This is a genomic window from Rhizobium sp. A22-96, assembly GCF_053521805.1.
On the sequence record NZ_JBNWDQ010000001.1, the window covers coordinates 1,034,570 to 1,047,176 of the forward strand.

Annotated in this window: 11 protein-coding genes; 6 read left to right on the forward strand and 5 right to left on the reverse strand. The window is 58.2% G+C overall.

Annotation, left to right across the window (positions count from 1 at the left end):
• Positions 1-20 precede the first annotated feature (20 nt).
• From ACQZ6F_RS04650 to ACQZ6F_RS04660, 3 genes are all read right to left on the reverse strand, one after another.
• Positions 21-572, reverse strand: coding sequence for a GNAT family N-acetyltransferase (locus ACQZ6F_RS04650; RefSeq protein WP_449092846.1), 552 nt, complete (start codon positions 570-572; stop codon positions 21-23).
• A 9-nt stretch (positions 573-581) separates the two neighbouring features.
• On the reverse strand, positions 582-1,649 hold the full coding sequence (locus ACQZ6F_RS04655; RefSeq protein WP_449092847.1) for a serine hydrolase domain-containing protein: 1,068 nt from the start codon (positions 1,647-1,649) through the stop codon (positions 582-584).
• A 210-nt stretch (positions 1,650-1,859) separates the two neighbouring features.
• On the reverse strand, positions 1,860-3,662 hold the full coding sequence (locus ACQZ6F_RS04660) for a diguanylate cyclase (protein WP_449092848.1): 1,803 nt from the start codon (positions 3,660-3,662) through the stop codon (positions 1,860-1,862).
• A 584-nt stretch (positions 3,663-4,246) separates the two neighbouring features.
• Between ACQZ6F_RS04660 and ACQZ6F_RS04665 the strand changes: the two genes are divergently transcribed.
• Genes ACQZ6F_RS04665 through ACQZ6F_RS04675 form a run of 3 tightly spaced genes read left to right on the forward strand, consistent with a single transcriptional unit; the run spans position 4,247 to position 7,214 of the window.
• Positions 4,247-5,740 carry a sensor histidine kinase gene (locus ACQZ6F_RS04665; protein WP_077470312.1) on the forward strand — a complete coding sequence of 498 codons (1,494 nt, stop codon included), beginning with the start codon at positions 4,247-4,249 and terminating at the stop codon, positions 5,738-5,740.
• Positions 5,737-6,183, forward strand: coding sequence for a response regulator (locus ACQZ6F_RS04670; protein ID WP_077470311.1), 447 nt, complete (start codon positions 5,737-5,739; stop codon positions 6,181-6,183). The genes ACQZ6F_RS04665 and ACQZ6F_RS04670 overlap by 4 nt, the downstream gene beginning before the upstream one ends.
• The gene (locus ACQZ6F_RS04675) at positions 6,183-7,214 is read left to right on the forward strand and encodes a histidine kinase dimerization/phosphoacceptor domain -containing protein (RefSeq protein WP_449092849.1); all 1,032 of its coding nucleotides are present in this window, start codon (positions 6,183-6,185) and stop codon (positions 7,212-7,214) included. Before ACQZ6F_RS04670 ends, ACQZ6F_RS04675 begins: the two co-directional genes overlap by 1 nt.
• Positions 7,215-7,346: 132 nt before the next feature.
• On the opposite strand, the gene ACQZ6F_RS04680 is transcribed toward ACQZ6F_RS04675, so the two are convergent.
• Positions 7,347-7,802: a PRC-barrel domain-containing protein gene (locus ACQZ6F_RS04680; protein ID WP_449092850.1), complete on the reverse strand. Its 456-nt coding sequence runs from the start codon at positions 7,800-7,802 to the stop codon at positions 7,347-7,349.
• 440 nt (positions 7,803-8,242) lie between these two features.
• Here ACQZ6F_RS04680 and ACQZ6F_RS04685 point away from each other — a divergent pair, with 440 nt between their 5' ends.
• The 3 genes from ACQZ6F_RS04685 to ACQZ6F_RS04695 are packed head-to-tail and all read left to right on the forward strand — an operon-like array spanning position 8,243 to position 11,503.
• Entirely contained in the window at positions 8,243-9,739 is a 1,497-nt protein-coding gene (locus ACQZ6F_RS04685) for a DUF4153 domain-containing protein (RefSeq protein ID WP_449092851.1), read from the forward strand.
• 46 nt (positions 9,740-9,785) lie between these two features.
• On the forward strand, positions 9,786-10,490 hold the full coding sequence (locus ACQZ6F_RS04690) for a response regulator (RefSeq protein ID WP_449092852.1): 705 nt from the start codon (positions 9,786-9,788) through the stop codon (positions 10,488-10,490).
• The gene (locus ACQZ6F_RS04695) at positions 10,490-11,503 is read left to right on the forward strand and encodes an ATP-binding protein (RefSeq protein WP_449092853.1); all 1,014 of its coding nucleotides are present in this window, start codon (positions 10,490-10,492) and stop codon (positions 11,501-11,503) included. The genes ACQZ6F_RS04690 and ACQZ6F_RS04695 overlap by 1 nt, the downstream gene beginning before the upstream one ends.
• 141 nt (positions 11,504-11,644) lie before the next feature.
• Here ACQZ6F_RS04695 and ACQZ6F_RS04700 read toward each other — a convergent pair whose 3' ends face one another.
• A complete protein-coding gene (locus tag ACQZ6F_RS04700; RefSeq protein WP_449092854.1) occupies positions 11,645-12,511 on the reverse strand; it encodes a protein-L-isoaspartate O-methyltransferase family protein in 867 nt (288 codons plus the stop codon).
• Positions 12,512-12,607 lie beyond the last annotated feature (96 nt).

Consider the following 12,607-nt stretch of genomic DNA (forward strand, 5'->3'; position numbering starts at 1 on the left):
GCATTGCAGAAAAGCAACCCCTATCGTTCGCCGGCAAGGCAGCCGAACATCCGGAAATCATGGAATGCCCCTTTGAACCATGCCTTCTGACGAAGCGTTCCCTCATATCGGAAACCTGCCTTTTCGAGCACCCGATCGGATCCGACATTTCCCGGCAGCGTCCAGGCCTCGATACGGTTCAGCGAAAAATCTTCGAAACCACATCGGACGATGGCCCGCGCCGCTTCGCTCATCAGTCCTTTGCCCCAGGATGACGGGTGGAGTTCATACCCAATTTCCGCCACTCTCGAATGACGGTTGATGCTGTTGAAGCGGATGGCGCCAATCAGCCGTCCTGATACGCTTTCTTCCATGATCCACGCGCAGCCCTTCCCCTTGGACAAGGCCGTGCACATCCATTTCAACGATCGCTCTGCCTGAGGCTTCTTCGGTGCATCCGGCCAGTTCGAAAACCGTGTGACTTCGGGGATCGAAAGCAGTTCGTGCCAGCCTTGGCAATCATCAGCGGTCGGCTCGCGCAGCCGCAAGCGATCGGTCGAGAGTGTGGGAAAACCATCTTCAGACAAGGCCATGATACGTCTTCAAACCTCCCGGAAATTGGCAAGAATGATCTCGCGCCAGATCCGGGTGGGTGTAATCCACGCGTCCCATTCATTGTATTTGCCGGAATAGATGACGGCGGCGATGTCCGCATCGGGCATCAGCCAAAGTCGTTGTCCGCCATTTCCAAACCCCGCACACCATCGTCGCGTATCGGGAAATGCCGGGGCCGGCGCATCGCCGCAAAACCAGAGCCTGCCGTAGCCCAGACCATCTCCAGTTGGAATCGCCGGTGTCAGCGACTGTGTGATCCAGTCTTCGGAAATGATCCTTTGGCCGCGCCATATGCCCTTCTGCAGAACAAGCATGCCGATCTTCAGCAGATCAGGGGCAGTCAAACGCAGCCCCGACGCTGCGGAAGCCACGCCGTCATGTCCGGTAGACCAATGAAATGTCGCGATATCAAGCGGCTCGAACAAGGCTTCCCGCGCGAAATCGGGCAGGGATTTGCCGCTGCCTCGCTCGATGATTGCTCCTACAAGCGCGACGCTGCCACCGGAGTAGATCCAGCGCGTTCCCGGCTCGGCAATGATTGGGCGATCGAGGATGAAGCGGTAGCGGTCCGGCGCGTTCTCCATGGCGATTTCGCTGTTCAGGGGATCGGTATAGGGACGGTCCTCGTCCCATTCCATTCCGAGCGTCATCGTGAGTGCGTGTTCAATGGTGATCTTGGAGCGATCGCCATCAGCACCGAGATCGGCATATTCGGGAAATTGCGCGAAAAGCGACGCTTCGGGCGGCGGCACCAACCCCTTGTCCAGTGCGATGCCATAGAGAAGACTGACGACACTCTTGGTGACCGAGCGAAGATCGTGAAGCGTCTCCGCGTCGAATGGGACATCGCCGAGCGCCGCACCCCAGTTTTCATCGCGACCAGTCGTATAATATTCCAGGAACACATGCTCCGAGCGAGCGGCAAGTACGACATGCAGGTCCCGCAGCAGGCCGGCTTCGATCCCGGCCAGAAGCTTGCGCCCAACTTCCGAATCAAGACCCAATGCCTGGGAAGCCGTACCGGCTAGGGATGTTGCTGTGTGAGATGTAGTCACGAAATCTCCACTCCCATTTCGCAATTACCAGCGCAACCGACCGATGCGCCTTTCGAGACACATTTATGCGCCATCGAGAACAACGATATTTGACGCCTGCAGCGCTTCGGGCCGAAGCACGGCAACGCTGTTTCGCATGCTGAATGAAACCCAGGGTTTTGCCAATACCCTACGGCGGGAAATAGAGCAGCCCCTGGAGGATGCGATGGGCTAGCCTCTTTTCAACGCCTCTTGCGCTGCCATCGCAAAGGCCGCGACTGTCTGGTTGCGGCCGCTCAGCTTCGCCTTCAGCAGAGCGCCGTCGGCACGGTTGATCAAGGTCGTCGTCGGCCCGGAAATCGGAGAGGAGGCTACGCCGACTGAGATGGAAAGCGGCCCGACGATACGGCCACGATAGGAAAAGGGCGTGGTGAACACGCCGGTGCGGAGTTTCTCCGCCAACCGGAAGCCCTCCTCATCGGCAATATCGGTCGCAATCACCGTTAGTTCCTCCCCACCGAACCTGTAGGCCGTGCCGGCACCGCCGACCGTGTCGGAGACGATCTGCGCGACATGGCGCAGCACTTCGTCGCCGGCATCATGGCCAAACTCGTCATTGAAACGCTTGAAGTGGTCGATGTCGATCATCATGCAGACGACGGTCCGGGCGGACTGGTCGCGGTGGAGCGTGTTCAAAGCCTCGTCGAGGGACCGGCGGTTGAACAAGCCGGTCAGCGCATCGCGCACCGCGAGGCTGGTCAATTTGTCCCGCAGTTGCAGATTGGCGATGGCAAGGCCGATATTTTCGGCGATCAGCTCGAGGTAAAGCTGCGGCGCATCCACGGCGGTCGCATCTTTCGTGCGATCTTCGAAATAGAGCAGGCCGATCGCCTCGCCGAGCGCGGTCAAGGGAACGCAGAGCCCCGGAACGCCTGATTCATCCAGATGCTGGCACGAAATATCATTGTCTGCGACATGGCTGACATGCGGTCGTCCGCGACGCAGCCCCCAGCAGGCCGAGGCCGGGAAAGACGGCTCTGTGTGAGCCGGATCGAGCCATCGGCTGACCTCGGACAGCGCCGATCTGCTCTCGTTCATTGTATAGAGGCAGCCGGCAATGCCAGGAAAGATCTGCGGCACGAAGAGGGCTACAACCTCAGCCAGCTCATTCTGGGCGTAGCAGGCCTGGAGGCGGTGCATCATCTGCAAGATGAGATCCTTGGTCTGCAGATCCCGCTTGCGCTCGGCATCCAGCCGGTTGCGCTCCAGACCGTTCTCGCGGAAGACCTGTATCGCATCGTTCATCTCGCCGATCTCATCTCCCCGGCGATCGTTGGGAACTTCGACCGTGTAATCCTGGTTTGCCAGCCGATTGACGATCCCCGTCATGCGCACGAGCGGCAGAGCGACCCTCCGCCGCAGGATGAAGTAGAGGACCGCAAGAAATATCGCGGCAGTCAAAGCAAGCATCACCTTGGCGACACCAGCCCAGAGATCGCTGCGTGCCTGCGCGCTGCGCACAGCGGCCTCGGTGCGCGCGGAGGCCAGAGACCGAAACTGGGTGACGGCGTTGAGCAGCGCCGTTTGAGTACGCTCGTGCTCCGGACCGAACAGTGTCTCGCGGGCACCCGCCTGATTGCCGCCGGTATAGCTTGCAACGGCCGTCTCCTCGACCTTGTCGAGCGCCTCCGCATTGGTCGCCACCTGCTCGACGATTTGAAGTTCACCATCCGGGATGCCAAGGTTGCGCAGCGCATTGATCGCGGTATCGCGGCGGCGCTCTTCACCCTCATCGACGGTGAAGGCATCGAGGTGCCTGGCATCGCCGCGCATGACATAGAGACGCGCTTCATCCGTCGTCTCCTCTGCTCCCAAGGCAAGCTCCTCGCCCATGCTGTTCAATAGCAGGTGCTGCTCCACCGCCTGCCTTTCCTGGGTGGCGCTTCGGGCCGACAGAATGAAAGCTGCGGCAGACAGCACGGTCAGAACCACGGTGATCCCGTAGGCCCAATTCGTAATTGTCGTAATTCTCATATGCCGGCTTCCTCTGCGTCTCGTTCATGCGTGTCTGAAGTGTCTGTCTCGCCGATCCCTCAGTTATGACATCTGTCTATCAGGATAAAGCGCTAGTGAACCACGGGGAATGATGTTTCCGGCGCCATGTCGCATGAATCTGCCTGCCCCCTGCAAGGTAAGGGAGGTTGGCGCCACCTCCGCTGACGAGAATCCCGGTCCCGACTGAGGGGCCGACCCCGGGACTCCCGGCTGTCGTCAGGGGTGCGTACGACAGCACGGCCACCAAATCGATTTTCAGATCGGCAATCCATAGGCCGACTGGAAGCTGGAAAACATAAGCTTAAGTTCCACAAGTAACTGCCCCGTTTCGGGACACCTGCCCGGCAGCTGCAATTATTATAAAATTCTTCTGCAGCTAAATCTGCGTTGGTTTGCTTAGCATTACGACCAGACGACCAGCTTGAACCGGGACAATAATTGACGTCTCATGAGCGCGTGGGATCGCAACCAAAAACTTGCAACACGCTCCCACGATGTTGTGCTTTCCTTTAGCCATTTGTCGCGATACAAAACACCGCGTCCCACCGCGCGGATGGATATACATGAAATCGAATATGCATTTCTTGCGGTCGACGCTGTTGGCCTTGATCTTCGGGATCGCTGTCCTTGTCGTCATCGTCGGCTCATCCCTATGGCTGGTGCAGCTCAATAGCGATTACTCATCCCGCACCACCGAACTGCGCAGGTTACGCAGCTTCGGGGCGGATTTGCTGAGCACGATCCAGGATGCGGAGACCGGGCAACGCGGTTACTTGCTGACGACCGATGCCTCGTATCTTGCGCCCTACAACAAAGCCGTCGCCGAACTTCCCGCCCGCCGCACCAGATTGATGGAAGCTGCTTCCGCCGATCCTGACTATGCCGGCAAATTAAAGGGCCTCGATCAAGCCATCGATCTCAAGATGGCCGAGTTGAAGACCGCCATTGATTATGCCCAGCAAGGAGACATGCCTGACGCCGTCGCGTTGGTGAAAACCAACACGGGCGAACTCTACATGCATAATATCAGGAGCATACTCGGCGGCTTCCTGGCCACAATCGACGATCGCTTGCGCACGATCGTCTCCGACCAATTGTCCGCCGCCGGGAACCTTCGCTGGGTTACGATCTGCGGCGCCCTTGCGATCGTCATCGTGCTTGCCGGCGCGATTGCCATTATCTTCCAGCACATACGCGACCTTTCCCGGGCGCGGGAAGCGGTGCTGCGCCTCAACACGGGGCTGGAAGAACGCGTGAACGAGCGAACACAGGACCTGATACGCGCCAACCAGGAGATTCAACGCTTCGCCTATATCGTCACGCACGATCTGCGCGCGCCGCTGGTCAACATCATGGGCTTCCTGAGCGAGTTGGAAAACTCGATGAAATCGCTGCGCGCCTATGTGCTTACCGAAAAAAGCAAACCGGATGAAAACGATATTCGCGAGGCACGCCTGGCCGTCGAGGAGGATTTGCCCGAAGCCGTCAGCTTCATCCGTTCGTCGACACAGAAAATGGATTCGCTAATCAACGCGATATTGAAAATTTCCCGTGACGGGCGGCGCAAGTTGCAGCCGGAACAGATCGACTTGAAAAGCCTACTCGATGCGACCGCAGCGAGTGTCCATCATCAGATCGTGGATGCCGGCGGCAAAGCCGAAATCTCGGTTGGCGTAGGCAATCTGATTACAGATCGCTTCTCGCTCGAGCAGATCGTCGGCAACCTCTTCGACAATGCCGTTAAATATCAGATGAAAGGCCGCCCCCTCGAATTGCGGGTGAACGCCTATCGCGAGGGACGGGACAGGGTGAGGATCGACGTCCGCGACAATGGCCGCGGCATCGCCAAGCAGGATCAGGAGCGTGTGTTCGAGCTGTTTCGACGGGCGGGCGACCAGGATCAGTCCGGCGAAGGGATAGGTCTTGCCTATGTTCGTTCGCTTATCAGAAACCTTGGCGGTGATATCACCGTCGAATCGGATTTGGGAACAGGTAGCATTTTCAGGCTGGTGCTTCCGTCGGATCTCACAAAAATTACAAGGAGCATATCGGCATGAGAGCGACAGGTCAGGAAGTTACGATCGTCATGATCGAGGACGACGAAGGTCATGCAAGGCTGATTGAAAAGAACGTGCGTCGCGCCGGCGTCCACAACGAGATCATTCCGTTCACGCTCGGCAAGAAAGCGCTCGATTTTATCCTCGGCGAAGAGCGCGACGGTCTCGTCAATAAAGACCGACATCTCCTCATTCTTCTCGATCTCAATCTTCCCGACATGTCCGGCATCGATATCCTCGAACAGATCAAGGGGAACGAACACACCAAGTGTCTGCCGGTCGTGGTCCTGACGACCACCGATGACGAACGCGAGATCCAGAAATGCTATGATCTCGGCGCCAACGTCTACATCACCAAGCCTGTGGACTATGACGGCTTTGCGAACGCGATCCGAAATCTCGGAATGTTCTTCTCCGTCATCCAGGTACCTTCGGCTTCCTAATGGCAAACGCGAAAATCCTCTATGTAGATGATGACCCTGCTCTTGCTCGATTGGCGGAGCGCATTTTGTCGCGGCATGGGTATCAGGTGCATCATGCACCTTCGGTCGCCGCCGGCCTCGTGTCATTTGAACAGGAGGAGTTCGATGCCGTTGTGCTGGATCATTATCTGCAGGACAGCACCGGCCTTCATTTCCTCGAGACGATCGGTGAAAAGGCGCTGACGGTCCCCATCCTCTACGTGACGGGCTCCAGCGATGCGCAGATTGCGATCACGGCGCTGCGCAACGGAGCCACCGACTACGTCATGAAATCGTCGGCCGACGACTTCTTTCCGCTTCTTATCAGCACGCTGGATCAGGCGGTGGAGAATCATCGACTGCGCCGGGCAAAGGAAGCCGCCGACCGGCAACTGCTGCTCGCCAAGGAACGCGCCGAGCTTCTGCTTGCCGAAATGAACCATCGCATAGCAAACAGCCTGGCGCTTGTCTCAGCGATGATCCGCATGCAGATGCAGACCGTCAGCACCGAAGACGCAAAAGCGGCGCTGCTGGAAACCCAGAGCCGTATCTCCGCCATCGCCGGCGTCCATCGCAGCCTCTATACATCGGAGAACGATGGCGAGGTCGAATTCGATGCCTATCTGCGCTCGTTGATCAATGAGCTTTTGAGCACGACGCGCAGCAAGGATCAGAACATTGACGTGGTCATGAAGCTCGATGCGATGTTCGTGACGCCCAACAACGCCGTGTCGCTCGGCGTCATCGCGACCGAACTCGTGACGAATGCGATCAAATATGCGTTTCCAGGCAGGTCGGGCCACATCTGGATTACGCTCAAGGCCGAGGCGGAACGGGCTAGCCTGAGCATACGCGATGACGGCATCGGCTTTGACCTATCCGGCCGCGCCCAAGGAACCGGGCTCGGACGCAAGCTCATCAATGCGATGGCAACCCGACTGGAAGGACAGGTCGACTACGATGTCTCGAACGGGACGCATGTGACAACGAGCTGGAGCCGTCAAAGCGTCTGAGCTCGACATCAATCGAGGCCACGCCCGCCATGCCTGCACAATAGAATCGGGCGGCCCTGCGACCGCCCAATATATTCATTCAGCCTATTTGAGGATCATATGCGCCGCAAACTGCGGCGGCATCCCTGAGGCCTACTTCATGATTTTCGAGTAATCGAGTTTCGGAGCCTTCGAAAGATCATCCTTCGTGGTGTCGACATAGGCCTTCCAGGTGCCGTTTTCATTCGCCAGCGCGATGGACGCGGGATCTATGACCACATAGCTTTCGCCGAGGCCGAGAAAGCCGCCGACACTGGCGACAACGCCAATGACGGACTTGCCGTCGCCGATCACCACATCGGAAACCGAGCCGATGGATTCATTCTGCTTGTTGTAGATCTTGGTGCCGATGAGTTTCGAGGCCACAAGATCGGTATTGCGAATCTCGACATACTTCAAAGGCATGGTTGCGGCCGTTCCCATGGTGATGCCCGGTCCCGTCAGGATGGCATCCGCGCCGGTGGCTGCACTCTGCTGCGCCTGGGCGGCACCTGCAATACCGGCGGCAACGATTAGCGCAGTGGTTGCGGAAATGAACGCAAACTTCATGAAGATACTCCTGATTATAATTCTCGGCGACGCAATCAAAATCGACTGCGCACTTCAAAAACGGATTATACTTCAAAAGGTTCCAGCCCCATTTCCTTCAACAAGACATTCACATCGTTCGGAACACCCATCAGTGGCGAAAGAAAGCGTCGCTTTACGACATGCAACCACAGGCTATAGGGTTTCGACCATCGCCGGCGCGCAATTTTCCTGAAAAGCTGCTCGGGCACTGCACAGATTCTGCAAAGGCGCGCGCCATTGTCGCGCCATGAACAAGACACCCAGCAAACCCAGAACCCCACCCGTTTGCCTGCCTTACAGCCTTCTCAAGGAAGGCTGGTGGCTGGTGGATCGTCATCGCACCCAAGCAGATCCGCCCGCTCGAGGCGCAACGATCATACCTTTCACAATCGACGAACGAGATGAGAGAGCCGATATCCATGAGCGCCTCTGACATGCCCGCCATGCCAACCAACCCCGCCAAATATTCCAACCGCAAACTCCTCATCCTGATCGCCCTCGTCGCCCTTGCCGATGTCCTCATCTTCAATAGGGAGCCGGGCCTCAATCTTCTCCTCCTGATCAATGCCATCGCCATCGGCCTGTTGATATGCTCCAGGAGACCATTGTCTCCTTCAAGGATCATCGGGCTTCTGGCTCTTTGCATCGTCCTGTCGGCACCGCTTCTTGAGACCACGTCATGGATGGGCATCACCCTCAGCCTGCTCGGCATCACATGCGTCTCGCTTGCCACGACCGGACTCTTCCCACGGCATTGGAGCCGCCTTCCAGTCGTTCTGCTTCGCTTTTTGCTGGATCTGCCCGTGCGGCCATTTCGCAGAGCTGCCTACGGCCGGATCTGGCATGCTCGGGTGCAAACACCGGAGAAACTCTGGCATCATCTTCGCGGTTGGATCATGCCGCTTACCTTCGCAGCCGGTTTTATTACCCTCTTCGCGATGGCCAATCCACTGATCGACAAAGTGCTGCGCAGCGTCGATCTCACCTATCTGCTGCAATTCCTGGACCCCTGGCGCATTGCCTTCTGGCTCATCGTCGCCACCTTCATGTCCGTGATGCTTCGCCCGCGCCTCAGACGCCTCACCTGGCGCCGCCGCGAGCAGATCATCGATGCCACAAGATTTGAGAGTGAATTCTTCGGGCATGCGGCGCTGCTGCGCTCGCTGGTCGTCTTCAATGCACTGTTTGCCGTGCAGACGCTACTCGATCTCACCTATCTCTGGGGCGGCGTGAATCTGCCTGATGGCATGAACCACGCCGAATACGCCCATCGTGGCGCTTACCCGCTGATGGTAACGGCGCTACTTGCCGCCGCCTTCGTGCTCGCCGCCATGCGCCGTGGCGGACCGGGTGACAAGAGCGCGCTTATTCGCGGCCTCGTGCATCTGTGGATCGGGCAAAACATCCTGCTCTGCCTCTCCTCCATCCTCAGGCTCGATCTCTATGTCGAATCCTATTCGCTGACGGAACTAAGGGTCGCGGCCGGTATCTGGATGGGTCTCGTCGCCATGGGTCTCTTTCTCATCCTGCTGCGCATCCTGTTGCGGCGCTCCAACGAATGGCTGGTGGCGCTCAGCATGACAACGCTGGTCATGACGCTTTACGCCACCGCCCTTATCGACATTCCCGCCTTCATCGCCCGCTTCAATGTTGCCCATAGCCGGGAAGTCTCTGGCCAAGGCATGCCGCTCGACATCTACTATCTCCGGACACTGGGGCCACCCGCCATCCCGGCACTCGATGCCTTCATGGTCGCTCTGCCTGCAGAGGCAATGGAACGGATCGCTTTCGCCGGCAAGGTCCGCAGCGATCTTGCCTTGGCCGAGTGGGAGGGACCGAGCGACTGGAGAAGCTGGACTTTCCGCGCCGCCCGTCTCGATCGTTACCTTTACGACCACCCCGCCCTTGCAAGATGAGGCTGAAACGAAGAAAAACAGGCGGTACAACTCAAATGGGCATGGCATGATCAAGCGCATCCTCGTCGTCGACGACGAACCTAACATCCGCGACGTGATCTGCTTCGCGCTTGACCGCGCCGGCATGGCGACGACGACAGCCCGCAACGGCACGGAGGCCATGATGGCCTTTCACCGGGGCGGTCTCGACCTGATCGTACTCGATATCGGCATGCCCGAGATGGATGGACTGGAGGTCTGCCGACGGATCCGCAAGACATCCAATCTGCCGATCCTGTTTCTCTCGGCACGCGATGAAGAAATAGACCGGATCCTCGGCCTCGAGATCGGCGGCGACGATTACGTCACCAAACCCTTCAGCCCGCGTGAACTGGTGGCCCGGGTCAAGACCATCCTGAAACGGGCCGGGCATGGCGCCGGACCGGATATCAAGGAAGATTCCATATCCGCCGGCCTGCTGCGCCTCAATCGCGGCGGCCGGACCGCCACCTTCGCCGATGTGCCGCTGATTTTGACTGCGCTCGAATTCGCCATCCTCGATACGCTGCTGTCGCGTCCGGAGATCGTTTTCAACCGCGATCAGCTCATGGAAGCAGCCTACGGGGCGGATATGCAGGTTGCCGACCGCACCATAGACAGCCATATCCGCAATATCCGCGCCAAGCTTTCGGCAGCCGGCGGCAAGGGCATTATCGCCACGGTCCATGGCATCGGCTTCAAGCTGACATCCGTCATGGAAGGAGACGCGTGATGCGTACTCCCCGGGTGAGGCCGAAGTGGCGACCGCCGCTCTACCTCATCGTCTATGCGGTGCTGCTGACCGTGATGACGCTTCCGGTGCTGACCGTCATCTGGTTTCGCGCGGTGCGGGTCGCATCCGGCGCGATTGCGCCGGCAGAAATCGCTACCCTGGCCGTCGTCCTGATCCTCACGCTCGTGGTCGCCTACGTACTGACCCGTACCTTGACCGTTCCGATCAATGCCCTGATCGCCCGAACCGACGAAATTGCGCGTGGCGAAAGAGCTGCGATCCGGCCGCTCGACAGCTACGGCACGCGCGAGGTTGCAACCCTCTCGCAGAGCTTCCTCGATCTTGCCGGCAAGCTGGTCGATCATTCCGACTATGTCCGTTCCTTCGCAGCGCATGTCTCGCACGAGCTGAAATCGCCCCTCACCTCTATCAAGGGCGCGGCCGAGCTTCTGCGCGACGATGAAGACGACAATCCGATGAGTCTCGCGCAGCGCAATCACTTCCTCGCCAATATCATCGCGGATACCGAACGCCTGGATATGCTGCTGTCGCGCCTGCGGGATCTGGCGAAGGCCGAACTGCCGTCCGAGCAGGGCCTCAGCAACATGAATGATATCATCGGGCATTTGGCCGCAAGCCTCCGCCAGTTGACCATCATCGGGGACGACGGCACCGACGCGAACATCGCACTGCCCGGCGAAGTCGCCGGCATCGTCTTTGCCAACCTTGCGGAAAATGCCTTTCAAAACGGCGCGACCGCGCTCAGGATCAACATCACGACGGATGGGCGCAAGACCACCATCCAGATCCGCGACAACGGCTCCGGCATTGCCGAAAGCAATCGAGAGCGCATCTTCGAGCCCTTCTTTTCGACACGCCGCGAACAAGGTGGCACCGGCATGGGCCTCGGCATCGTCAGGGCGATGATCGCTTCACATGGTGGGACCATCGAGCTGTCTGACAGCAACACGGACGGCACGACGTTTCAGATCATTCTGCCGCATGTCTCGTAACGCACGAACGGCCTTTATAAAAAAGGGGCTGTGGGTTGATCCTCCCAACCCAAATCTGGAATAGTTCCTGCCGTAAATATCTGTCGCGAGAATCTGACTTTTGCACTTTGTTTTTGCGACCAAACTTCTCAGAAAATCAGTCTAAGCATAGGCTAGGCACCAGCCTAGACCGCGAAGCCAACATTGCTCAGTCGGCAGCTCATCACCGCGGTATAGCCGAGTCACCCTCTTGTGCTCGCCGCTCTCGAATGCTGCCGCAAGCGCTCTTTCCGATTCCGCGTCGCGCATTCCTTCGCAAGGGAAGATAGCCACTGGCGAAATCCATTGCGCGTGGAATTCCTCACCCTTGCGCGTCACCAGGAATACCGCTCCTCGAAGATGCATGTTGCTCCAATTGCTGCTGGTGAATCCAAGATCGGTCGTAAGCGGCAGGACCAGCCTTCCGCCATCATTGAGCCGGTCCAGCCAGATATCTGCCGGTCGCGTTGCTCCAGCGTTCACATAGATCACATCGGCGACATCGAAAGCCACGGAGCTGCCATCCCCCTCAACCACGGAAACGTTCCGATAGGGAGTAAGATTTGTTTTCGCCCACGCAGCAAGCTCCGGCTCGAACTCGATCGCCGTCACCTTGCCAGAGGTGGCAACGAGGTTCGCCATGATCGCAGAATAATAGCCGGTACCAGCCCCAACATGCACGATATGCTCACCTACTCGAGGCGCAGCTTGCGAAAGCAAGAAGGCATGAAGTGACGGCTGCCCGTTGTTGATGTGGCGCTCCGGGACGATGCCAACGATGTCATCCGTGTAAAGGTAGACCGGATCGGCGGTCGGGGTTGGAACATAGGCTTTCCGCATTCGGAAGATCGGCCAGGGACCGGGACCAAGGAAATCTTCTCGCGGAACTTCGGCGAAAGCCGCTTCAATGCGCTCATCGACAGTTCTAACAGCCGCCATGATCTGCTTCGCATAAGCTCGGCGCACGATCTTCAAGTCGTTTGGTGTCATCAGCAAAACCAGCTCTAATGAATAGTTTTCCCGCCGCGAAAACGAGCATTCTGCCACAATATAGTGGGCAGAATGCTTCAGGAAGATATTGCTAGC

Coding starts and splice junctions, on each gene's coding strand:
- ACQZ6F_RS04650 (WP_449092846.1), bottom strand. CDS start 572: ATGGCCTTGTCTGAAGATGGTTTTCCCACACTCTCGACCGATCGCTTG.
- ACQZ6F_RS04660 (WP_449092848.1), bottom strand. CDS start 3,662: ATGAGAATTACGACAATTACGAATTGGGCCTACGGGATCACCGTGGTT.
- ACQZ6F_RS04665 (WP_077470312.1), top strand. CDS start 4,247: ATGAAATCGAATATGCATTTCTTGCGGTCGACGCTGTTGGCCTTGATC.
- ACQZ6F_RS04670 (WP_077470311.1), top strand. CDS start 5,737: ATGAGAGCGACAGGTCAGGAAGTTACGATCGTCATGATCGAGGACGAC.
- ACQZ6F_RS04675 (WP_449092849.1), top strand. CDS start 6,183: ATGGCAAACGCGAAAATCCTCTATGTAGATGATGACCCTGCTCTTGCT.
- ACQZ6F_RS04680 (WP_449092850.1), bottom strand. CDS start 7,802: ATGAAGTTTGCGTTCATTTCCGCAACCACTGCGCTAATCGTTGCCGCC.
- ACQZ6F_RS04685 (WP_449092851.1), top strand. CDS start 8,243: ATGAGCGCCTCTGACATGCCCGCCATGCCAACCAACCCCGCCAAATAT.
- ACQZ6F_RS04690 (WP_449092852.1), top strand. CDS start 9,786: ATGATCAAGCGCATCCTCGTCGTCGACGACGAACCTAACATCCGCGAC.
- ACQZ6F_RS04695 (WP_449092853.1), top strand. CDS start 10,490: ATGCGTACTCCCCGGGTGAGGCCGAAGTGGCGACCGCCGCTCTACCTC.
- ACQZ6F_RS04700 (WP_449092854.1), bottom strand. CDS start 12,511: ATGACACCAAACGACTTGAAGATCGTGCGCCGAGCTTATGCGAAGCAG.